Below are 22714 nucleotides of genomic sequence, written 5' to 3'. Positions count from 1 at the left end.
TTTTAGTATTGAGAGCTCATTAACAACGAAGTTGGAAAAATCTTTAGTACTTATGATTTTCTTCTCAATACCATCTTCAATGTCACTGATGCAGTATGAGATATCATCTGATGCTTCCATTAAAAAACTTAATGGATGCCTTTTATTATGGCTGATTCCAAGCTCGTTCCAAGCGCAGAGAATAATATTTTTTTCACTATCAAAAAAACCAATTTTTTTGCTGAAAGGAGGGGATGGTAAAATATTTTTAGCATCGTCACTTGGGCAATATGTGTATTTTAAAAAGCTTGCTAGCTGACTATATGTCAGATTTAACCCATTTAGCCCGTCTTCTCCTTGAAGTTTAGTTAGAATTCTAAACCCTTGTGGGTTTCCATCAAAGTGATGAAAATCATTTAATAGATAAGAGAACTTTTTTGCTTCTGCTAAGTCATTAATCTCGAAAGCATCTTTTAGCGCAAAATAAATGCCATCAACAGAAGCCCATTCCTTAATCGCTGCCTCACCAAAATGACCAAAAGGAGGATTTCCAATATCATGTGCCAGACATGATATCTCAACCATATTTGCTATAGCCAAGCTATTTTTTGACCAACAATCCCTATCATTTTTCTTTATTTTTCTCGATTTTTCAATCATATCAGTGATTGATGCTACTATATATCTCCCAATATGGGAGACCTCAATGGAATGAGTTAATCTTGAGCGAACAGAAGAGTTACTTTCTAGAGAAAACACCTGTGCTTTTTGTTGCAATCTCCGAAACGCTGCTGAATAAATAAGTCTGGCTCGATCACTTTGTGTGGCTGCAAGCAAAGTTGAATGTTTTGCTACTGAGGGTCGATGGCGATTTGTTGTAAGATATCTTTGCATTATATTCTCCGTATATTATGGCAATTTTTTTTTCGCATCATAACCAAGCTTGTATAAACAAGCCTCTTTAACCCACTTACTAAAATTCCCTTTGCCGGCAACCTTTTCAATCTGTTCCAAAAGCTCATCCTCGAACCGAATGTTCTTCATCGTGCTCTTAGTGCGGTCAAAATTTGGTTTCTTTTTCTCTTGCATGGTAGGTACCACTTCGGTTAATTTATCTGCATGTGGTACCTACCACATGGATTCGGAATTCTGACAACGCCCAGCAGTGTTGGAGCACTAATGGGCGTCTAACCTCACCAACTATCAAGGAGTTGATTATGGCTGATTTGCATTTTACCCCAGATACCGACCAATCCGGAACCGAGCATTCATTAATTGTGGGATACCGCCCGAATGTTTACGACAAATCTACGCCGAAAATCATCCTTTCCGGCAAGTGGCTGCGCGCGGCGGGGTTTGATACCGGACAGCAGGTTACGGTAAAGGTCATGAAAGGGTGCATCGTTCTGGTGGCGTATAATGAGCAGGAGCAGAGGTTGCAGGATGATTATAAACGGACGAAGGCAAAGCTCACTGAGATAGAAGACGCGCTTGCAGCGATTCAAACGCAGCTTCCTGGAAAGCACCTCGCAAAATCAAATACAAACCACCTGGCGTAGCGGCTGTTTCTGGCATACTACCTGCCTGGTGCATTAGATGTGGAGGCGACATGGCAGATAAAGACGTAATCCAATCCCCGGCAGGCGAATTCGTTATGTTCGCCAGCGGTGACGGAAGAGTGCGTGTCGAATGTCGCTTCGAATCTGACACAATCTGGTTATCCCAGGCAGCAATGGCCGATCTGTACGGTAAAGATGTTCGAACTATCAACGAGCATCTGATAAATATATTTTCTGATGGCGAAATTGATCAACATTCAACTATCCGGAAATTCCGGATAGTTCGTCAGGAAGGAAAACGTCAGGTTTCCAGAGAGATAGAGCACTACAACCTTGAAGCAATACTTGCTGTCGGCTACCGGGTGCGCTCGTCTCGAGGCATCCAGTTCCGCCAGTGGGCCACACAAACGCTCCAGGAATATCTGGTTAAAGGCTTCGTTATGGACGACGAGCGCCTTAAAAACCCGCCTGTGGGTTCATCCGCCGTGCCTGACTATTTCGATGAAATGCTGGAACGCATTCGCGACATACGAGCCAGCGAGCGCCGGGTCTATCTCCGTGTGAGGGAAATTTTCGCATTGGCCGCGGATTATCAGCCGTCACTCAAAGAAACCACGCAATTCTTTCAGACCATCCAGAATAAACTGCATTTTGCCTGCACGGGACTCACCGCTGCTGAGTTGATTCACAAACGTGCGGACGCCACTCAACCGCATATGGGGCTGACCAGCTATAAAGGCGAAGAGGTCCGTAAAAGCGATGTCACCACCGCAAAAAATTATCTGTCTCAGGATGAGGTGAGCGAACTCAATCGCGTCGTTAATATGTGGCTCGATTTTGCTGAAGATCAGGCCAAACGACGCAAGCAGGTATTTTTAAGGGACTGGCAAACCAAGCTCGATCAGTTCCTGCAATTTAATGACCGGGACGTTTTAGAAGGCGCAGGAAAAATCAGCAAGAAAGCGGCTGATGAAAAGGCGTGCTCAGAATACATTGAGTTTGAAAAAAAGCAGCGCCTGCTGAAAGAAGCCGAAGGTGAGAAAGATATCGTCGGCTTATTAAAATGGGATAAACAGGCTAAGCGCTAATCCCGGTATCTCTGCTCAACTTCATATGCAGCAGCGGAAACGGATTTCCCTGTCCATCCCGTTCCGAACGCCCGACCTGCTCAAATCCCATATGTCTATAAAACGCGACGCCCTGCGGATTCTGCTCGTTCACATCCACTTCATTTACGCCAAATTCTGCGATGGCATATTGCAGCAGCATTTTCCCGACGCCCTTCCCCCGGCTTGCATCATCCACAAACAGCATTTCAATACGATTTTCATCTACGCCTAAAAAGCCGTGAATAACACCATCTTCATCACGTGCAACCACAACCGTGAGATTAGGCAAATAGGCATTAAGCAATAGCGGACGCAGCGCCGCGATATCGCTTTCCAGCAAAAAGTGGTGCGTGGCGCGAACGGACGACTCCCAGACGGCGACGAGGCGTTCAAATTGTGCGGGGTGTGCAGCTTCTATTTTCATGTTCAAATTCCGGTTGAGTAGAGTTTCGGGGCGGCAACGCAATAAAAATCAGTTCTGCGACGTGCGCCATACGCCAGGCGTACAGCCATACTCCATCTGGAAATGACGAATAAAATGCGCGCAGTCGCTGAACCCCATCCGCTGCGCAATATCCGTCACGCTTTGCTGTGAGTTCTTCAGCAGCCAGCAAGCATAGCGCAGCCTGGCGCTGCGGATAAACTCGCGGGCCGTTTTGCCAAACTCGGCGGTGAACAGCCGGTTAAGCTGGCGTTCACTCAGTGCCACTTCTCGCGCAAGCCCGGCGGTTGTGAGCGGCCGGGTCAGGAACTGTTCTATCAGCATGACGGCGCGACGCAGCCGGCAGTCGGGGATCAGCGCCAGATTCGCCGGACGGGGGGTGGCAATTTCATGCGGGACGAGCGACAAACGCTGGCAGGTGGTGCTGGCGATATCATCCCCGGCATGGGCGCGGATAAGCTCAGTTGCCAGCGTCAGGGTGGAAATGCCGCCCGGGCAGGTCAGCACATCGCCATCATCAATAAAGTCATACCCTTGCTCAGCGTAGACCAGCGGGAATGCCTGCCGAAACGCGTCCAGGTGGAAAGGATGTATAGAGGCTCTTCGTTCATTCAGCAATCCTTCCTGCGCGAGGACAAAACTGCCGGTGCCAATGCCAATAAGCGGAACGCCGGCATGGTGGGCATACGCCAGATATGCTTTATCCCCCCGATACCCTAAATCCAGATACTGCAATTCGCCGCCGATAACCGCAAGGTAGTTAAAACTTTCCGGCGGGGCATGGGGGGAATCCGGTCTCATGATTATTCCCGCATTGCTGATAATCGGGATATCAGGAAACTCACTTATCAGGCTGATTTTAAATGCTAATTTATCCTGCGCTTTCGCTGCATAACGCAGCGCTTCCAGCAATCCAGATACCGCCAGAAGTGAATAACGGGGCCATAATAACAACCCAATATGCAGACACTTTGCCGGTACTGATTTCCCCCCATCGGGAGAGTCAAATACAGTTTTCATTTACTTGCCAAATTTAAAATTAATTACATTATCGCAACATGAGATGTCGCACTTTATATTTCTAAGGTAATCCTGATATTTTAAATCAAGCATAAATGAGACGGGAGGAAAATATACTGTTTTTCTCGTTTATATCATTCTTTTTTTGTTCCCCGGCACACATATGTCGGTAATGTTCCTAACGTAAAGATATAGTTACCATTATGTTGTTCATTGATACGCATATAAATACTTTTTCCCGGATACACAAAAAATTGCGGTTCGTATTTTTCCAGCCAGCGGTCTTCAACGTTATCATCCGGGAAGGTCATGTTTTTTTCTGAGGTCAGCAAATACAGGTGATCCTTTCGCTCCACCCGGAAGGAAATTTTTCTGTCGATGGTTTTACCCGGATCGCTCTGCGCGCGGGCATTCATGCTCAGGGTGCCGAATTTCCCGTCAAAGTTATAATTCAGCCAGACCGTCAGCGTCTCATCCGGATGGTGCTGTACCAGATTAGCCTGGCATGAGAAAGGCTGAACATAGGAACGGTGCCACAGGTAATAGCCCATCAGCACGCCTGCCGTGACGAGGCACGTCGCAATGAGGTACAGCATCTGCCGAAAACGAGTCATGCTAGCTATCCTTCAGGAAATAATCAGATATACAGCGGTTCGGTTCTTTCATGGGCCGATCGCAGCGAATAACCGACGCACGGGGCAGCAGAGCGTACCAGCTGATGTAAACCCAGGGGTATTGCGCGCATTCAGCCTTGAATTGCTCCACATAGGTCAGCGCGGAGGCACGTTCAGCGTGGGTCTGGATGTCGTTCGCAAGATAAACGCGACAGGCGCCGATGGATGCCGCGAAGCGGTAGTCCTCAACAAAACGATTTTCCCTGGCGTTCAGATACGCCGTCACGCCTGCCACCGCCAGCACGAGCAATAACCCTATGACCACAGCCATCCAGCGCGTGTGCTTTTTAGCAACAGGGGCTGCTGGCGCGGGAGTTATTAACGCCTCCTCGAACGCCGGTGCCTCCACGCACTGTTCATCAACGGGTTGAGCCGCGGCAGGCGAAGGCTCTCTGACGGTTATTTGCGTATCGCTTGCCAGCGTCAACCCAATGCGGGGAATGGTAACGATAGGGTCAGTTTCAAAACCAATCTTTTTGAGCCCTTTACGCAGGATTGAGATGTTCTGGTAATAGGTATTGGAGGAGACAAGCATGCCACGGCTTTGCCAGACAATATCCAAGAACTCTTGCTGAGTGACAATCGACCCTGCTCTGTCGATTAATAGCAACAGGCATCGGCCTGCTGGCGAATTTAACACAACCACGCGGTCAGGATTGTTGATATCACGTAACGTGCTGGCCGCAGGATGAAATTCGACGATATTATTTATTATGTAATGCTTATGCATAGGGGCAGTATGAATTCTCCGGTTAACATATGTTGAACCTGAGTCACCGCATGTATGTGATGACAGTCGCGTCGGGATCAATGTGACTGATTAACGGCACGCTGTATATCTCAGCAATTGGCGAAAAATCCTATTTTATATTGTTTCTCTTAAGCTTCACTGAACCTGCATAAGTACTCATCCCTTGCAGAATGCGGCTTGCAGGGCCGCCGCATCAGCATCCTCTGCCGTTATGATGTTTTATGAAGTGAATTTTCGCTCACGAGAATTATCTGACTACCAGCAGCATCTCAATATTCAGAACCTCTCCTTTTGGTGCACGGCTCGCCTCTTGACATTGACGAATCCCTACATAAAAAAAGATTGTACGCCACGGACATCCGTGTCCGAAATATTCAGCACCCTGAAGGCTTAACTTTTATTAACCTGAGTGATATCAATAACTTTTAACTGTTTCGTATACTATCCAACCACCTTTTCATCAGTTTTTATCGATGATAACACTCGTAAATTGTTATCCCCCGTCAGCAACTTCACACCCGCACTGACACCAGAAGACAAACTCCTTACAAAACATTTATCAAAGCTAAATTTTCATGAAAAATTGCGGTTATCATAATTTACAGAAAGCGAAGCGGAATAAGACCAATCAGAGGGAAACGTCGTAACCGGTCTCGATCTTAGTAATTAATACAATTTTAGATTAATTCAGATTACCTCTTTATTGGCCGACGTATAGTAGGCCTACACTATGCAATACGTCATTGCTTCGAGAATACTGGCGATAACGCTGTATATAATTCGCCTGATTACTATTATAAATCGAGGGGATAACATGACGCACACTACCCAAATAACACAGCATATTACAGTTGCACTGATGGGCGGCGATCATTATGCAAGAAATGGCATTAAAACGTTATTAAGCAGCATTCGCGATGACCTTCAGATCAATATCGTAGAAGGAGGTTATCACGAACTGGATAAGGTACTGTCGTCGATTCGTATCGATATCTTATTTATATCAGGCGCAGAGAAATATCATACAGGGTATGACTCCCTGAAATATTTAAAAAAAATCAAGGCCGCACATCCCGAGGTGATTATCTGCCTGTACTCCACCTCTGCCCATTGTCTGTTATGGGTCCGGGAAAATATTGATGCCTATATCTCGCTACAGAACACGGTTTATCAGTGGCGGATGAAGCTAGCAAAAATGGTTGATAGCCATTATCGGCCCCAAAAGCAGCCAGCGGCGTTATCGCTGACGCCAGGAGAAAGGAGGGTATTAAAGGAACTCAGGAACGGACTGGATATACGTTACATCGCAGAACTGGAGAAACTTTCTTATCGCCGCGTGAGCGCCTTAAAAAGCTCAGCAATAAGAAAACTCGGGCTCAGGAATAAGACAGATTTGCTGGTCTTTTTAACCAGTTAGACCTGCCGCTTTCAGAGCAAATCTCGTAATAAAAAAAACAAGGAACTATGAAATGAAAGCACGCCTTACTTGCCATTCTCTGATGGCATTAAGCATTGCCGCCCTGCTGCCAGCGGGCTCAGCACTGGCCGCTACCACCAGCGGCGGCACGGTCAACTTCAGCGGTAAAGTGGTGACCTCCGCCTGCGCCATCAGCGCCGGCAGCGCCAATATTGACGTCGACATGGGTGAAGTGCGTACCGCAACGCTTGCCGCCGCAGGCAGTGAAGCCAGTACCGCAAAAACCTTCGCCATTACGCTGGAGGATTGCGAAATCGCCGATACCTCCGCTTCCACGGAACAGAACCCCATTGCCGCAACAACCGTGGCTATCACCTTCACCGGTACGCCGGACAGCACCGATGTGAATAGCCTGGCCGCGGGCGTAAACGGCGGTGCCGGCTCGGCGCAGCATGTCGCTATCCGCCTTTATGACGAACAGGGAAACGTCGTAAGGCTGGGTGAACCGGCAGCAGCCATCCCTCTGCGTAAAGGGGAAAACACCCTCAACTTCAGCGCGAAATATTACTCACCGCAGGGCAACGCCACGGCGGGTGATGCCAGCGCGGTCGCTACCTACACCGTGACCTATTCGTGATCTTCAGGCCCGGCCTGTTGGTCGGGTCTGACTCAGCTTCAGGAGATGCACAATGCGCGTAAACACATGGATTTGTCTGGCTGGCACGTTATGTTCATCCGCCGTATATGCAGGCGGCGTGGGGTTGGGCGCAACGCGGCTGGTCTACGCAGGCGCGACGACGCAGACGATGATGCAGGTAAGAAATACCCATCCTGATGCCACTTTCCTGATCCAGTCCTGGATGGAAGACGAGAAAGGCAGCCGTACGCACGACTTCGTCATCACGCCGCCGCTGTACGTGATGAAGCCCGCCAGCGAAAGCGCGGTGAAAATCATGTTCAGCGGCAAAACCCTGCCAGACGATCGCGAAACGCTGTACTGGATGACGGTCAAAGCCATCCCACAGCAGGTTAAAAACGGTTCCGGCAATTCACTGCAATTTGCCTCAGCCAACCGCATCAAGGTCTTTTATCGCCCTGAGTCGCTCCGGGAAGGCGCAGGAGAGGCATGGAAAAACCTTGCTGGCGCATACCGCGCGGGGAAAGTCACGCTGACCAACCCAACGCCGTATTACCTCACCACCATTAACCTGAAAATTGATGGCAGGCCGGTGTCGCCCGTCATGGTGCCGCCGAAAGCCAGCGTGACGCTGGCAGACACCTTCAGCCAGGCGAGCAGCCTGAGCTACCAGACCATTAACGATTATGGGGCCTGGACGCCCGTCACCCGCACGTCGTTGTCCCAATAATAAAAACGGTAAGGCGTGACCACATGAAAATAAAAATCCTGTGCGCCACGGCGATCGCCCTGGTGATTCGGCAAGCCGTGGCTGCCGAAAGCGAGCTGCACTTTAATCCTGCGTTTCTTAACGGCGAACAGGCAAACAGCGCCGACCTCGCCTGGGTCAACGCCGGGAGCGCGTTGCCGCCGGGCGAGTACAACCTTAACGTGTACATCAACACCCAGTTCGCGTTCACAGGTAACGTCACGTTTCGCGCCGCCGAAAATGCCTCCGGTGAAGCCCTGCCATGCCTGACGCCTGCGCAATTCGCCGCACTTGGCATCGATAGTCGTCAGGCGAAAGGGGGTGAGCTGTCGCCTGCGCAGCGCTGCATTTTTTTAACCCAGTCGTTCGCCGATACCCGGTTTGATTTTGACCAGAGGACGCTTACCCTCAACTTCACCGTACCGCAAAGTGCGATGCGCACTCTGCCGCGCGGGTACGTCAACCCGGCGAGCTGGGAATCCGGCATCACTGCCGCGTGGCTGAACTACGTGGTCAATGGGGCGAATAATGCGTATCGGGGCGAGACGCGCACGCGGGAACAACAGCTGTTCGTGAGCCTCAACAGCGGCGCCAACCTGGGCGCATGGCGGCTGCGTGACTTCACCACGTGGACCAAAGGGAGTCACGAGCTTACCCACGTGCAGACCTGGCTACAGCGGGATATTCACGCCCTGCGTGCTCAGGCTTATGCCGGTGAAACGTTCACGTCATCTCAGGTGTTTGACACCGTTGGCCTGCGTGGCATCGCCCTGAAGACCGACGACAACATGTTGCCCGCCAGCCTGAGCGGTTACGCGCCTGAAGTGCGTGGCATCGCGCGCAGCAACGCCACGGTGACGGTTCGCCAGAACGGTAACATCATCTATCAAACCTCCGTTCCGCCGGGCGCGTTTGTACTGAAAGATCTCTATCCGACCTCTTCAGGCGGCGATCTTGCGGTCACCCTTCAGGAGAGCGACGGCAGCCAGACGCAATACACCCTGCCCTTTGCCAGCGTGCCGAATCTGGTGCGTAACGGCCAGATGAAGTATGCGCTGGGGGCGGGGAAATACCGTCCGACGGGCAATCAGCAGTCGCCCTCCTTCGCGCAGGGTGAGCTGTTCCTCGGCTGGCGATATGGCCTCACGTTTTATGGCGGGGCGCAGTTTTCCGATCGCTACAACGGCCTGGCCTTCGGCATCGGGCAGAATCTCGGCCGCTTTGGCGCGTACTCCCTCGACCTTACCCATGCCCGGAGCCAGCTGGCCGATAATCAGCGCTACACCGGTGACTCGGTGCGCCTGCGGTACAGCAAGCTGCTGAACGATACCGGTACGCGGGTTAATTTCTTCTCGCTGCGTTATTCAACGGAAGGGTTTTATACCCTCAGCGATACCACTTACAAAGGCATGACGGGCGGAGCGCCAGAACAGACCGTGGAAGACGATGGCACCGTCACCACCCGCTACGACACGGTTTACAACCTGCATATGTCGCGTAAGGCAAAAAATCAGCTGCTGCTGTCACAGCCGATGGGCGAATACGGGGCGCTGTCGCTGTCATGGGATCAACAAACCTACTGGAATACGTCAAAAACCACGCAGAGCTTGCAGTTCGCGTGGAACGCAACGTTTCGTAACCTGTCGCTTGGCATCAGCGCCCAGCGTAGCGCAAGCCTGTACGACAACAAGAAAGACAACATCCTGGCGTTATCCCTGTCGGTACCGCTGGGTAACCCGGCGCTGTCGACCCGCCTTCGTTTTACCACCACCCATGCGGATCCCGCCGGCACCACCGCCAGTACGGGCATAAGCGGCTATCTGCCGGGACAGGAAGATCTTTTCTATAGCGTCAACCAGCGCTACAGCGCGCAGCAGCACTACGGCGGCGATGCCGCGCTGCAATACGAGGGCGCGTGGGGAGACTACAACCTGGGCTACAGCTATTCCGGCGACGCCCGCAACCTCAGCTACGGGATGAGCGGCGCTGCGGTGCTGCATGAGGATGGCCTGACGCTGAGCCAGCCGCTCGGCAACACCAATATTCTGGTGAAAGCCCCGGGCGCCAGCAACGTCGCTGTGCTCAACCAAAAGGGCATCAAAACCGACAGCCGGGGCTATGCGGTAATCCCGTACGCCACGCCGTATCGCGTCAATCAGGTTGCGCTGGATGTCACCACCGTGGGCAATGACGTGGAGCTTGAGAACGCCATCGCCAATAAAATACCCACCGACGGGGCGCTGGTTCGCGCCACCCTCACCACGCGTCAGGGGGCAAAAGCGATGTTTATCGTGCGTCACGCCAGGGACGTGCTCCCCTTCGGCACGCTGGTCTCGTCAGAGGATGACAACGCCAGCGGTATCGTCGGCGATGGCGGCAGCGTGTATCTGACCGGCCTGTCCGCGAAGGGAACTTTACGTGCCGTGTGGGGGCGCAACAGCACCCAGCGCTGCACGATCCACTATGCGTTGAACCCGCAGAATTATCACGCCCGCACCGGGCTTTATTCCCAGGAGGTTCTATGTCAGTAACCCTTCGGTTCCTCCCGTTGATCCTGCTGCTGTTCATCACCGTCCCCGTGCGCGGCTATGACGTGCTGGTTTCCGTGACCGGCAGTGTGATCGGCAATACCTGCATTGTCGCGGAAGATTCAAAGGAGCAAGACGTGCCGCTCGGAACCGTCGGCATGAAACAGTTTAGCGAGGCGGGTGCGGTCAGCCCTGTTAAAACGCCCTTCACGCTCACCCTGGAAGCGTGCGGCCCCACCTTTGCTGGCGTGAAAATCCGCTTCAGCGGCACGCCGGATGACGAAAACCCGCAGCTTCTGAAAGTTGCTGACGGCGGCGCGACCGGCGTGGCGGTGCAGATTCTGGATAAAGACGGCGAGCTCATCCCTTTGGACACGCAGACCACCGCCTACGGCGCGGCGGGGGATGACAGCGTAAAAATGACCTTCTATGCGCGACTGGCCGCCACGGGTGCGCCGGTCAATGCCGGAGACGTTTCGGCAGTGGCGACCTGGACGACGGAGTACCAATAATGCGTTTACTGTTTTTAGCCCTGTTATTCATGACGTCTCAGGCGTTTGCCCTCTCCTGGACATCGGATATCACACTTTCACCCACGCCCATGGCCTGGTCAGGCCCGGCAGATTCCATCGTGCCCGGAAAGACGATCGGCTCTGAATGGAGTGCAAGCGCGAGCGTATCGGAAGTGTTCTGGTGCGGCCTGGTATTTACCTGCTCCAAAGGAACGCTGGAGCCGAGCAGCAGCGTAACGGCCACCGGCATCACGGTGATTCTCGATGGCGCCAGTTACATGGTATTTGAAACGGGCGTGCCCGGCATCGGCTTCATTCTTGGGCTTAAAGATTATAACGGGACGACCTATGTCCCGATGCAGGCGGGCATTACGCAGAGCTACCCGGCCGAGGGGACAAACGGGTACGCCACCACACTGGGCTGGTCGGCAAAAGTGACGTTTATCAAGACCGGCGTTCCGCTGAAATCCGGCGTATACCAGACCCCAACCATTAACGCGGCGATCCTGACGGCCTATAACAACGAAGTGAAAACCGCACAGGTAATCATCAACCCGACCACCATCACGGTGACGGCAAGCGGCTGCACGGTGGGAACGAAAAGCGCCAACGTCGAACTGGGCACCATTGACGTTCACACGCTGCCCACCGTAGGCAGCACTTCGCCGTCGGGCGAGTTTAACGTCAGCCTGACCTGCGATGAGAACGTGGCGGTTAACGCCGTGATGACCGATCAGACCACGCCGTCAAATACCTCGTCGGTCGTGACGCTGACCGGGGACTCTACGGCCTCCGGCATTGGCGTGCAGTTCTTCTATAACGGTACCGGGCCGCTGATGATGGGGCCGGACAGCTCGGCCGCAGGCACGACGGGACAGTTTTTCATCCAGACCACCAGCGCAGCACAAACGCTGTCGCTGCCGTTCCAGGCGCAGTACATCCGAACCGGAGAACTGGTCCCCGGCTCGGCTAACGCCCTGGCGAGCATTACGTTTTCGTATCAGTAGGTCAGTGCTTAACCCACACCAGCTGATCGACCCGGAAGCCCAGACCGCGTGCGGTGTTCAGGTAGTCCTGTTTTACCGCATCCGGGATGGTCGGCGTACGCGATAAAATCCACAGGTAGTCGCGGTTCGGACCGCTGACCAGCGCGTACTGGTACTTATCGTCCAGCTTGATCACGTTATAGCCGCCGTAGAACGGGCCGAAGAACGACACCTTCAGCGCGGCCGTGGTGGGTTCGCCGGTAAAGTACGCCTTACCTTCGCTCTCATTCCACTTGTTCTTCACCGGATCATAGCCGCGGTTAAGCACGCTGATCCCACCGTCGCTGCGCGTGCCGTAGGTCGCGGTAACCTGTTCCAGACCGCGCTCGAAGCGGTTTTCCAGTCGGGCGACTTCATACCATTTGCCGAGATAGCGGCTGGCATCAAAGCCGGTTATGGGCTGCACGCCTTTCGGCGGCGTGGGAGATTTACAGGCAACCAGCGTCAGCGCAATGGCGACACCGGTGACAACAGGCCATAGCCTCATGAGAGCTCCTTTCATTTACGCGGTTGGATGTTAAGTGTAGTGCACCAATGCGGCGCTTCATCCCGTCGGGAAATATTCGTAGTATATTGAGATTATTCCTCCTCTTCGGATGCAGACATGGCTTACTCCATCGGCGAATTCGCCAGACTCAGCGGCATTACCGCCACCACGCTCCGGGCGTGGCAGCGACGCTATGGCTTGCTCAAGCCCGAGCGTACGGACGGCGGCCACCGCCTGTACAGCGATGAGGACGTTCAGCAGGCGCTGAAAATCCTCGACTGGGTAAAAAAAGGCGTACCCATTGGCCAGGTAAAATCCCTGCTGGAACGCCCTGCTCCGCGCCGCGCCAATAACTGGCAAACCCTGCAACAGGCCATGCTGCAAAAATTGCAGGAGGGAAAAATCGAATCCCTGCGTCAGATGGTTTACGACGCCGGGCGCGAATACCCGCGGCCAGAGCTGGTGGCTAACGTGCTGCGTCCGCTACGCGGCCAGATGTCGGCCAACGTTGCCGCCGCCATGACCCTGCGTGAGATCCTCGACGGCATCCTCATCGCCTACACCTCGTTTTGCCTTGAAGGCGATAAAAAAGCGCCGGGCGATAACATTCTCATCAGCGGCTGGTATCTGAACGACCCGTGTGAGATCTGGCTTGAAGCCTTAACGCGCACCGGCCAGGGCCACCGCATCGACATACTGCCGGTTCCCCCTGCCGCGCTGGCCCCGGAAATTTTCCCGGACCGCAAATGGCTTTTGGTCACCAGCGGCAAGCTTAACGCCGCACGGAAAAAGCAGGTTGCGCAGTGGCAGCAGCAGGTTTCCCTTGAGGTCATTATCCTCTGATTATTTTCTGCTGTGGCAATCTTCACGAAAAGTTGAATATTTTTTCGCGCAGCGAGTGCTAACGTTTTCCTGTCAACCACGACTTAACAGGAAAACACGATGAAAAAGACACTCCCTCTGATGATGCTGGCTTCAATGGCTTTCGCTCCTGCCGCGTTCAGTGCGCCGGCAGGCACCCTGAGCGTGCACGTTCTGGACCAGCAAACCGGTATGCCGCCTGCGGATGTAACCGTCACGCTGGAGAAGCAGGAGCAGAACAAGTGGACCCAGATTGCCAGCGGTAAAACCGACCACGACGGGCGCATCAAATCGCTCTATCCGCAGGACGAGGATATGGCGCCTGGCGTGTATAAAGTGACCTTCAAAACCGCAGATTACTTCCACGGTAAAAAGCTGGAATCCTTCTTCCCGGAAGTGCCAGTGCTGTTCACCGTCACCCGCACCAACGAAAAACTGCACATCCCGCTTTTGCTCAGCCAGTACGGTTACTCGACCTACAAGGGCAGCTGATTGCCCTTGATTTTAAAGCAGATTAAAAAATAATCTCGCCAATACTTGGACAAACTCGCATTGTTGTGTAACTTTTAGATATGAGATCGGGAGGTGCACACCATGACAACGAAACCTGTGCTGGGTATTAGCGGATGTTTGACCGGTTCCGCCGTTCGCTTTGACGGCGGGCATAAGCGTATGGGCTTTGTGATGGATGAGCTGGCTCAGTGGGTCACTTTCCGTCCGGTATGCCCGGAAATGGCGATTGGCCTGCCAACGCCTCGTCCGGCGCTGCGTCTGGTGATGACCACCCGCGGCGAGACAGAAATGCGTTTTAGCAAAGCGCCGCATGATGACGTCACGCAGAAGATGGCCGCATTCACAGCGGATTATCTGCCGAAAATCGGCGATCTGTCGGGCTTTATCGTCTGTGCAAAATCCCCAAGCTGCGGCATGGAGCGCGTGCGGCTGTATGATGAAAACGGCAACCGGGGCCGCAAGGAGGGTGTCGGGCTGTTCACCGCCGCCCTCCTTGACACTTTCCCCTGGCTGCCCGTCGAAGAAGATGGTCGTCTGCACGATCCGGTGCTGCGGGAAAACTTTGTAGAGCGCGTTTTCGCCCTGCATGAACTGAACATATTGCGTAAAAATGGCGTGACGCGCCGCGCCCTGCTCGACTTCCACAGCCGCTATAAGCTTCAGCTTCTGGCGCACCATCAGGCGGGCTACCGTGAAATTGGCCCGTTCGTGGCATCACTGCATGAGTGGGACGATCTGGACGCGTTTTTCGTGGCGTATCGCGACAAGCTGATGACGATCCTGAAAAAACCCGCTTCGCGGAAGAACCACACCAACGTACTGATGCACATTCAGGGCTATTTCCGTAACCAGCTGAACAGCCGCCAGCGCGGAGAACTGCGTGATGTGATCCTGCATTACCGTGACGGCCTGCTGCCGATCCTCGCGCCGCTGACGCTGCTGAAGCATTACCTGGCTGAATACCCTGACCGGTATCTGATGACGCAAAACTACTTTGATCCCTATCCTGATGATTTGGGTCTGCGTCTGGCCGTTACCTGATGAGAAAGAAGCGAAGGCCCCATTGACCCACAGAGGCCCAAAGCTGTACCCCGTTTAGACGACACCCTCACTGTCGTCTTTTTTTTTGCGCTCAACGCAAAATACTGTAATTCTGTACAGGTTAAGATTGCACAGCGGAGTACCCCGATGATCAAAAACCTGCATATTCAGAACTACCGCTCGATTCGCGATATGTCGCTTGAGCTGGAGCAGCTCAACATCGTGTTTGGCCCCAACGGCACGGGAAAATCCAATATTTATAAAGCGATTTACCTGATGCACAGCGCGGCGCAGGGGCAATTCTCCCAGGCGCTGGCGAACGAGGGCGGCATTTTGAAGGTGTTCTGGGCGGGAAAAACCCGAAGCGATCAGCTGCGACGCATGAACCTGGCGGTGGAAACGGAAACGTATGAATATGAGCTCCAGGTCGGGTTTGTGGAAAAGCTGCCCTATCCGTCACAGTTTCAGCTCGACCCGGTGATCAAAGAGGAGTCCATCTGGCTGAGCGGGCAGCACCGTCGTCCGTCGTCACAGCTGATGAAGCGTAAGAATCAGGCGGTCTTCCTGAACAACGTGCATCACGAAAAAGTGACCCACAGCGGTACGCTGTATGAGAACGAGTCGGTGTTCGGGCAGCTCGGCGAGCCGCACCTCTACCCCGAAGTGTCGCAGATGCGCGAGTCCCTGCGTAACTGGCGCTTTTATCATGAATTTTCCGTTTCGTCCGGCTCAGCTATACGTGCGCCGCAGGTGGGCTTCCGCTCGCCGGTGCTGGCCAGCGACGGCGCGAACCTTGCCGCCGCGTTTCAGACCATTGTCGAAATCGGCGACGAGCTGCTGCTGATGCGCATTCTCGACCAGGCCTTCCCCGGCTGCGTGTTTTACAGCGACAACACCGGCGGACGCTTTCGCATGATGATGCAACGCGAAGGCCTGAGCCGACCGCTGGAACCGGCTGAATTTTCCGACGGCACGCTGCGTTTTCTGTGCCTGGCGGTGGCATTGCTCAGCCCGCGCCCACCAGCCTTTATCGCCCTTAACGAACCGGAAAACAGCCTGCACCCGCAGATGCTGCCCGCCCTGGCGAGCCTGATTGCCGAAGCCAGTCGCTACTCGCAGATCTGGCTCACCAGCCACTCGCCGGAGCTGGCGCAGTTGATTGAGAAGCACCGTTCGTTTTCGCTGTATCAGCTGTCGATGGTGGAGGGGGAGACGAGGATGGAGCGACTGGGGTAAGTCTATGTCTCTTGCACTCGTTTTATCCAGTCACCACTCTCAAGGTCGCCATCAACGACGATGATTTCCGTCGGTATATACCTTCGGCGAATTCTGTGCTCGCGATAGATTATCCAATTTATTGTTGCCAGTTTCTTCTGGCAGGATAATCTGTAAACGTTGGTTATCAGATGAGAAAATTAAAATGGATATTGCACTTTTCCCTGGTCAGAACACCCGTGCATGGGCTGAAACAATGATAAATCTTGAAGCCCGGAAGCTTATCAATACTGCGAATATTGTCGGAGGGCAACATCTTAGCGACGGACTCGCACGGATTAAATTTATGGATGATATACGGCAGTTTGTGATGCAACAATTTAGCGCTACCCGGGCGGCCAGAAGTGAAGAGGAGTGCATGGAATGCCTGAAAAACATCCGGGCTGAGAACGAAAGTCTTCTTGATCAAAGCCGAATGCTTCGCTCCCGTACAGCTCAGATTTTTGCTCAGATTGAACTGGTTAAAGAAAATAACAAAGTCGTCGGTTACGTTATCTCGTCGATTAAGGTTGTGCTTTCAGGGTTACAGATTGTGGCAGGTGTTGGTGCAATGATGACAATGAACCCAGTGGGTGCGCTTGCAGGAGCGATTCTGGTTATGGATGGTGCAAATGCCATTTCAAAAGAAATTAACAGAACGCTTCAGCATCAACCAAACTCCGAAGGTATGCTGGCAGATGGCGTCATGGATATTGCTCAGTTTATGGGATTTAAACGCGAATCCGCACTGGGAGTATTCAATAGCGTAAGCCTGGCAGCAAGCGTCTATACGGTATTTGGCGCCATCCGAAAACCCGAATCATGGCGTCTGTTTCGCTATCTCCCACTGGATTTTTACCGCAAGGTCGACGGAATGAATCGCGCAGCACTCACTATGAAAATTGTCGGCTGGGGTGTCTCTGCAAAAGTCTCTTTTGATTTAATTTCTAATGCGTCTGGTCAGAACTAAGGTAATTCCTTCTGTAGCGCCAGGCTTTGTAAGTAATGATCGGAGGTTGAAAAAACCAGACAATAATCAATACGATGAAAAGAGAAATGCCTCCGGAAACAATATTGTAATGTTCAGCGAAACAAAGAAGTGCCAGGAAAATCAGAGCCACAGCCGCAGTAATAAACAGAACCATGATAAATCGCTTACCTAACTCAAGCACGACCTCGAGCAAGGATGAACCATAACGGCTAATGTTTCGGTTCAGATACGCTAACTCTTTTACGGTGAAACCTGATTCAAGTAACTGCGTTTCAATATTGTTCATGCCACTACCTTTTCTTCTGGAAAGTAACGTGGAATATCTTAACCGGAAGAGATGCGTCTTGTAACCCGTCAGGTACGGACGCATTAAACATCAAAAACAGGGTCACGCTAAAAAGACACTGCTGGCATTGCGAATTAGCGTCATGTTCATGGGCTATCCTCCGGTTGGTATGAGAAGGAGAATAGCCACAGAACGCCGTTAAATATGTGGGCTAAAGGGCGATGATCGATGAAATCGGGTCAATCGATAAACCGCTTGCGCACCCTTTCCAGCGGCGCAATCAGCAGATTGATAAGCGGCTTACGATCGATAACGATATCGGCGTTCACCGTCATCCCGCCCATCAGCATGCGCTTTTTCTTGTCCGGGTCGGTAAACCAGGAGGGGACGCGCACCTTGGCAAGGTAGTAGTTCTGCCCTTCCTGTAGCGGGATCAGCGCCGAATGGGCATCAATATTGACCTCATAGAAATCGGACAGCGTTGCCTCCACCGAACCGTATTTGTCCACGGGCCAGGAGTCGAAGCGCAGCTTAACCTTATCGCCTTTCGCCACGCGCCCCACCCCCGTTGCCGGCACATACAGATACCCCTCCATCGTCGCCGCGGTATTTTTACGGATCACCACCACCACCTCGCTGTTTTGCGTAATGGCCCGGCCAGGCGGGAAGTTAATCGCCACCACGTAGCCATCCGAAGGGGCGAGCATAGCCATGGTGGAACTTCCCCGGCTGGACAGGTTGCGATCGATTTCGCTGATGCGGTTTTTCACGTACAGCTGCTCTTCGCTCAGCGAGTCAATTTGCGACTGGGTGCTGTCGGTCAGGCTGGTTTTGCGTGCCTCAAGCTCAAGAATAGTGCTCTCCTCCAGCGTCAGGTTGAGCTGGGCGTTGAGCACATCGTTATGGCTTTTATCGAGATCCACTTTGGAGACATAGCCCTTCCCGGAGACGGATTTCCACGCCTCGTAGGTGTCGGTGCTGTTTTTAAGCAGCGCGCGCAGCTTCTTCACCTTATCGCGAGAAACGGCTATCTGCTTGTCGGTAAGAGCCAGCTGCTGCGCCAGGTTTTTGCGGTACGACGCAATAGAATCCTCAATGGCCTGAATGCGCTGCTCGCTGCGCTTTTTCTCCGCTTCCATCTGCTGGCGGTCAAACTGCACCACCGATCCCTGCTTGCCGCCATAGTCCTGCGACACGGTGAACAGCGGATCGTTTTCCTTCACGTACTGGCCGGGCCGGACGGCAAAATCAACAAGGGTTCCGGACTCTCTGGCGCGCACTTCCACATCGCCCTGCGCCGGGATCAGCACCCCGCGTGCCAGCGTGGTTTCCGAAAAGTTGAAAGCAATCGCAAAGACCAGCAGGCAGAGAAAAAAGGCGATGAACAGCGTCAGCACGGTTTTCAGCCGCGGCGCGTTGATTTGATAGCTTTTTGAAAAGTGGTGCGGGATTAGCGCCCGACGCTGTCGGCTTCGGTTTTTTAATTTCACGATATGTCATCCATGATAAATCACTGAAAGATCGTCCCATCCACTCCAGAGCGTGGGGGTTTTGCGCAGCGCGTTCAGCGTGTCGGCGGCGGCCAGACGGTAATCCTCTGGCGCATACGCCTGGCTCTCCAGCCCAAACTCTACCGCGTGCAGCGAACAGACCGGCAGCAGCGTTCGGACGCTGTAGCCATAGCGCGATAAAAACCGCGTGGAGACGTCCGTTAACCACGCCTTGCGATCGCCTGCCTGAATTGGGAACAGCGGCGCATCCGGCAGGCGTTCGTCCATCAGCAGCACCGTCACCAGGCGCTGAGGGGCGAAAAACGAGCCGGCGCGCCGTCCGTCGTGCGCGGCCATCAGCTTGTGCAGCGCAGGGTGACGGGTAATAAACTGAAAGCGCACGTCGTCTGGCGCGGTGGCGAGCAGCGCATCCATAATCAGGCCAAAGCCCGCCCAGCGCATGCCCAGAAGCAGGGTGCGAGGCGAACTGTAAAACCCCTGCTCCTGCGTCCACTGCGCCACGTACGCATGCAGATCGAAGCGAACGTTGCGCGCCCACAGCGCGGGCGGGAAAATCTGCTCCACGAAGTTAAACCCGCTCAGCTCATGGGCGTTCTGATGCAGAAAATCAGCCGGCACCTCGGTCTCCGGGCAGGGCATAAACTGGCTGTAGTTTTGCGCAATCCGGTTTGCCATTAAGGTGCGTCCGGCCTGGCGCGCGCAGAGTCGGGCATAGAGACGCGGCAGAAACATCATGGCGCACTCTCCCGCAGGGTTCCGTTTTCCATGGTATAGAGACGACCATGGCAGCCCACCACGTCCGGCGAGTGGGTGACAAACACCAGCCCAATCCCCAGGCTACGCAGGTTCGCCAGCACCTTTTGCGCGGTGGTCTTATCCAGGTTCGCCGTCACTTCGTCGCAGAGCAGTAGCTTAGGCTGGCTGTACAGCGCGCGCGCCAGGACCAGACGCTGCATCTCCCCGGCCGAGAAAAAGGTGTTCCCCGGCAGCATCTCCGTTTCGTAACCGTGCGGCAGACGGGCGACGACGTGGTCCACTTCCGCCAACCGACACGCGGCGATGACCTGCTCTTTATCCGGCGCGCTGTCAAAGCAGGCGATGTTGTCCAGTATCGAGCCGGTGAAGAGAATATCGTCCGCATGAACGATGCGGATGTGCTGGCGCAGCGAGGAGAGATCGCACTCCTCAATGGGGATCTTATTGATCCGCAGCGTGCCTGACGATGTCAGCAGCATGCCAGAGATCAGACGCAGCAGCGTGGTTTTTCCGGACCCGCTCTGGCCAACGATCACCGCCTCTTCGCCCTGCTTCAGGGTCATGTTGATATGCTGTAGCGTGGCCTCTCGGCCCGGATAAGCAAATGAGACATCCTCAAATTGCAGACAGACCGGCGAGGTGACAATCCGCTTCCCAAACTGGCTGGTTTCAGAGGGGGCATACAGCAGATCGCCCACGCGATCCAGCGGCCCCTTGAGGGCATTTTTGTCGAGCAGCTTCTGCGCCACCTGCACCATGGCATCGGAAAAATAGCGCTTGTAGCTGATGTAGGCGTACAGCATACCGATGCTCATCTGCCCTTCCAGGATCAGCCACGCGCCAAAGCAGACCACCAGTAGCTGCTCGGCATTGATCACCAGCAGCGAAGCCACGTCAAAACGGGCCAGCAGCCGCTCTTTACGCATCAGCCCGGCGATGTGTTCGCGCTGGGATTTGTCCATCACCGCGTCCCGGGCCTGCTCCATATTGTTCGCCTTGAGCGTAATGATCCCTTTCTGCGTCTCTACCAGCAGAGATTCATACTGGGCGGTACGCTCGATGGAGTCATCCACGGCGCGTTGATAGGGGCCGATCAGCGAAAAGCGGATCAGGAAGAACACGCCCATCAGCAGCATCGTCAGCACCGCAATTTTGACGTTATACAGCAGCATAAACAGCAGGCTGGTCACGGCGATCAGGCTGGAAAAAAGAATTTGTACGTAGCCATTGCTGATGAACTCCGCGCAGGCGTGGAGCGATTTTTCAATAGCCAGCACGATGCCCGGCGGGCGCGAGCGGAACCAGCTGGTCTGGGTGCGCAGCATGTAGTGCCGCACGGACTGGCTTAGATCGTCATAGGCAATGTTGCGCATCAGGATCTCAAGCAGCTGCTTGAGGAATTTACCGACGACTTCAAAGATAAAGACGATAGCGAAGATCGCGGTGAGCAGGATCACCAGATCGCTGTCGCTGCGGGAAATGGCCTCATCCATTATCAGCTGCACGTAGGTGGGGCTCGCCAGCATGGTGATAAGGGTAAAAATACAGAGCACAAACAGCAGCAGCTGGCGCTGGAACAGGCTCGGAGATTTATTGGCTAACCGGCCAAGCGTGAGCTTTTCATCCGGGGATTTCTTTTCGAAGCTCGGCGTGGGCTTAAGCTCAAGCACATAGCCGGAAAAGAGTTTTTCCGCCTCTTTCAGGCGGTAACGACGCACGCCGCTGGCGGGATCGTGGACGGTCACGCTGCGGCTGTCGATCTTCACGATGACCACGAAATGGTTACCGCGCCAGAAGGCGATGAGCGGCAGCTCAGACGTTTCTATTTCAGTGATTTCGCCTTTAAGCACCCGGCCAGACATATTTTTATCGCTGGCAAGGGTCAACAATTCCGCCATTGAGGTTCCCGAATCGGCGGAAACGGAAATCTCCCGGCGCAGCTGGCTGACGGAGACATGGTGTTCGTAGTGCCCCAACACCATTGCCAGGCAGGCCAGGCCACATTCGGTAAATTCATGCTGGCGAATAACAGGGGTCTTACCCTGTTTTTTATACTGAAAGAGCGAAAACATAGTGATCCGTGGCTGAAATAAAAAAATGGCCCGGCAATGCGGGCCATGAGTGCAAAGGTCAACAACTTACGCGCTGAAGAAGCCGCCGATCAGACCGCCAACCAGGCCAAACGCACCGCCGATGGCACCGCCAATAACGCCTAACATCTGGCTGCCCGCGTTATAGCCCGCGCTTGCACCCTGGATAGCAGAGGCAATAGGATCCCAACCACCAACGATGGCCTGTGCTTTTTTGATGTCGATAACTTGCATGGTTTATTCCTTTGAAAAAATAAATTAGTTAAAGCTGCCGAAAATCGCGCCCACGAAGCCCATAGCACCACCCAGCACACCACCAACGATGCCACCGATGGAACCTAATCCAACGCTTGCACCCGTGTTCCAGCCCAGCTGTGCGCCTTTAATCAGGCCATCGATTGGGTTCAATGCACCACCGATAATTTCTTTCGCTTCTACGAATGAAATCGCTTTCATTTTTAGTCTCCTGTAGTAGTAAATCTTCAGCTTGTGCCGAAGGTTA

At 53.6% G+C, this 22714-nt stretch carries 26 protein-coding genes; 13 read left to right on the top strand and 13 right to left on the bottom strand.

The features are described from left to right. Both dgt and IM267_RS07435 read right to left on the bottom strand, forming a co-directional pair. Positions 1-873: dGTP triphosphohydrolase (gene dgt / locus IM267_RS07440; protein WP_193033090.1), on the bottom strand; the 873-nt coding region annotated here is incomplete at its 3' end. A 15-nt stretch (positions 874-888) separates the two neighbouring features. Beyond that, complete coding sequence (locus tag IM267_RS07435; RefSeq protein ID WP_193033089.1) at positions 889-1068, bottom strand: YlcI/YnfO family protein; 180 nt, start codon at positions 1066-1068, stop codon at positions 889-891. A gap of 128 nt (positions 1069-1196) precedes the next feature. On the opposite strand from IM267_RS07435, the gene IM267_RS07430 reads away from it, so the two are divergent. Both IM267_RS07430 and IM267_RS07425 read left to right on the top strand, forming a co-directional pair. Continuing rightward, on the top strand, positions 1197-1538 hold the full coding sequence (locus IM267_RS07430; RefSeq protein ID WP_193033088.1) for a SymE family type I addiction module toxin: 342 nt from the start codon (positions 1197-1199) through the stop codon (positions 1536-1538). A 50-nt stretch (positions 1539-1588) separates the two neighbouring features. Further along, positions 1589-2626, top strand: coding sequence for a virulence RhuM family protein (locus IM267_RS07425; RefSeq protein ID WP_193033087.1), 1038 nt, complete (start codon positions 1589-1591; stop codon positions 2624-2626). On the opposite strand, the gene IM267_RS07420 is transcribed toward IM267_RS07425, so the two are convergent. From IM267_RS07420 to IM267_RS07405, 4 genes are all read right to left on the bottom strand, one after another. Further along, complete coding sequence (locus tag IM267_RS07420; protein WP_112792083.1) at positions 2616-3071, bottom strand: acetyltransferase; 456 nt, start codon at positions 3069-3071, stop codon at positions 2616-2618. The genes IM267_RS07425 and IM267_RS07420 overlap by 11 nt on opposite strands. A gap of 48 nt (positions 3072-3119) precedes the next feature. Then, positions 3120-3890, bottom strand: coding sequence for a GlxA family transcriptional regulator (locus IM267_RS07415; RefSeq protein WP_226847972.1), 771 nt, complete (start codon positions 3888-3890; stop codon positions 3120-3122). Positions 3891-4243: 353 nt separating this feature from the next. Beyond that, positions 4244-4723 carry a hypothetical protein gene (locus tag IM267_RS07410; protein ID WP_064910040.1) on the bottom strand — a complete coding sequence of 160 codons (480 nt, stop codon included), beginning with the start codon at positions 4721-4723 and terminating at the stop codon, positions 4244-4246. Between the two features lies 1 nt (position 4724). Then, the gene (locus IM267_RS07405; protein WP_193033086.1) at positions 4725-5513 is read right to left on the bottom strand and encodes a winged helix-turn-helix domain-containing protein; all 789 of its coding nucleotides are present in this window, start codon (positions 5511-5513) and stop codon (positions 4725-4727) included. 835 nt (positions 5514-6348) lie between these two features. Between IM267_RS07405 and IM267_RS07400 the strand changes: the two genes are divergently transcribed. The 6 genes from IM267_RS07400 to IM267_RS07375 are packed head-to-tail and all read left to right on the top strand — an operon-like array spanning position 6349 to position 12383. Next, complete coding sequence (locus IM267_RS07400) at positions 6349-6951, top strand: LuxR C-terminal-related transcriptional regulator (RefSeq protein ID WP_063868730.1); 603 nt, start codon at positions 6349-6351, stop codon at positions 6949-6951. A gap of 52 nt (positions 6952-7003) precedes the next feature. Further along, on the top strand, positions 7004-7588 hold the full coding sequence (locus tag IM267_RS07395; RefSeq protein ID WP_193033085.1) for a fimbrial protein: 585 nt from the start codon (positions 7004-7006) through the stop codon (positions 7586-7588). Positions 7589-7640: 52 nt separating this feature from the next. Then, the gene (locus IM267_RS07390; protein ID WP_064910046.1) at positions 7641-8318 is read left to right on the top strand and encodes a molecular chaperone; all 678 of its coding nucleotides are present in this window, start codon (positions 7641-7643) and stop codon (positions 8316-8318) included. Positions 8319-8341: 23 nt separating this feature from the next. Then, positions 8342-10867 carry a fimbria/pilus outer membrane usher protein gene (locus IM267_RS07385; RefSeq protein ID WP_193033084.1) on the top strand — a complete coding sequence of 842 codons (2526 nt, stop codon included), beginning with the start codon at positions 8342-8344 and terminating at the stop codon, positions 10865-10867. Further along, on the top strand, positions 10858-11376 hold the full coding sequence (locus IM267_RS07380; protein ID WP_107534382.1) for a fimbrial protein: 519 nt from the start codon (positions 10858-10860) through the stop codon (positions 11374-11376). Before IM267_RS07385 ends, IM267_RS07380 begins: the two co-directional genes overlap by 10 nt. Continuing rightward, positions 11376-12383: a fimbrial protein gene (locus tag IM267_RS07375; RefSeq protein WP_193033083.1), complete on the top strand. Its 1008-nt coding sequence runs from the start codon at positions 11376-11378 to the stop codon at positions 12381-12383. The genes IM267_RS07380 and IM267_RS07375 overlap by 1 nt, the downstream gene beginning before the upstream one ends. Before the next feature lies 1 nt (position 12384). On the opposite strand, the gene IM267_RS07370 is transcribed toward IM267_RS07375, so the two are convergent. Then, a complete protein-coding gene (locus IM267_RS07370; RefSeq protein WP_063452111.1) occupies positions 12385-12909 on the bottom strand; it encodes a lipocalin family protein in 525 nt (174 codons plus the stop codon). Between the two features lie 117 nt (positions 12910-13026). Between IM267_RS07370 and IM267_RS07365 the strand changes: the two genes are divergently transcribed. The 5 genes from IM267_RS07365 (at position 13027) to IM267_RS07345 (ending at position 17548) form a co-directional block, all read left to right on the top strand. Further along, positions 13027-13752, top strand: a complete 726-nt coding sequence (locus IM267_RS07365) for a MerR family transcriptional regulator (protein WP_063868720.1) — start codon at positions 13027-13029, stop codon at positions 13750-13752. Between the two features lie 99 nt (positions 13753-13851). Further along, on the top strand, positions 13852-14262 hold the full coding sequence (uraH, locus tag IM267_RS07360; protein ID WP_063868718.1) for a hydroxyisourate hydrolase: 411 nt from the start codon (positions 13852-13854) through the stop codon (positions 14260-14262). 102 nt (positions 14263-14364) lie between these two features. Next, positions 14365-15324, top strand: coding sequence for a DUF523 and DUF1722 domain-containing protein (locus IM267_RS07355; protein WP_063452108.1), 960 nt, complete (start codon positions 14365-14367; stop codon positions 15322-15324). Positions 15325-15471: 147 nt separating this feature from the next. Then, a complete protein-coding gene (locus tag IM267_RS07350; RefSeq protein ID WP_046621824.1) occupies positions 15472-16560 on the top strand; it encodes an AAA family ATPase in 1089 nt (362 codons plus the stop codon). Positions 16561-16744: 184 nt separating this feature from the next. Beyond that, positions 16745-17548: a DUF4225 domain-containing protein gene (locus tag IM267_RS07345; RefSeq protein WP_193033082.1), complete on the top strand. Its 804-nt coding sequence runs from the start codon at positions 16745-16747 to the stop codon at positions 17546-17548. Here IM267_RS07345 and IM267_RS07340 read toward each other — a convergent pair. From IM267_RS07340 to IM267_RS07315, 6 genes are all read right to left on the bottom strand, one after another. Further along, on the bottom strand, positions 17526-17855 hold the full coding sequence (locus IM267_RS07340; RefSeq protein ID WP_063452107.1) for a hypothetical protein: 330 nt from the start codon (positions 17853-17855) through the stop codon (positions 17526-17528). The genes IM267_RS07345 and IM267_RS07340 overlap by 23 nt on opposite strands. Positions 17856-18094: 239 nt before the next feature. Next, positions 18095-19345: an HlyD family secretion protein gene (locus IM267_RS21530; protein WP_023298992.1), complete on the bottom strand. Its 1251-nt coding sequence runs from the start codon at positions 19343-19345 to the stop codon at positions 18095-18097. A gap of 6 nt (positions 19346-19351) precedes the next feature. Beyond that, positions 19352-20101 (bottom strand): hypothetical protein, encoded by a 750-nt coding sequence (locus IM267_RS07330; protein WP_064910058.1) that lies wholly within the window; start codon positions 20099-20101, stop codon positions 19352-19354. Beyond that, a complete protein-coding gene (locus tag IM267_RS07325) occupies positions 20098-22194 on the bottom strand; it encodes a peptidase domain-containing ABC transporter (RefSeq protein ID WP_193033081.1) in 2097 nt (698 codons plus the stop codon). Before IM267_RS07325 ends, IM267_RS07330 begins: the two co-directional genes overlap by 4 nt. A gap of 66 nt (positions 22195-22260) precedes the next feature. Further along, the gene (locus IM267_RS07320) at positions 22261-22446 is read right to left on the bottom strand and encodes a hypothetical protein (RefSeq protein ID WP_063452104.1); all 186 of its coding nucleotides are present in this window, start codon (positions 22444-22446) and stop codon (positions 22261-22263) included. 24 nt (positions 22447-22470) lie between these two features. Then, the gene (locus IM267_RS07315) at positions 22471-22668 is read right to left on the bottom strand and encodes a hypothetical protein (protein WP_063452103.1); all 198 of its coding nucleotides are present in this window, start codon (positions 22666-22668) and stop codon (positions 22471-22473) included. Positions 22669-22714: the final 46 nt, after the last annotated feature.

The sequence above is a fragment of the Enterobacter cloacae complex sp. P15RS genome (assembly GCF_014895905.1).
Lineage (GTDB): Bacteria > Pseudomonadota > Gammaproteobacteria > Enterobacterales > Enterobacteriaceae > Enterobacter > Enterobacter quasihormaechei.
This window is presented reverse-complemented; position numbering and strand designations above follow the sequence as displayed.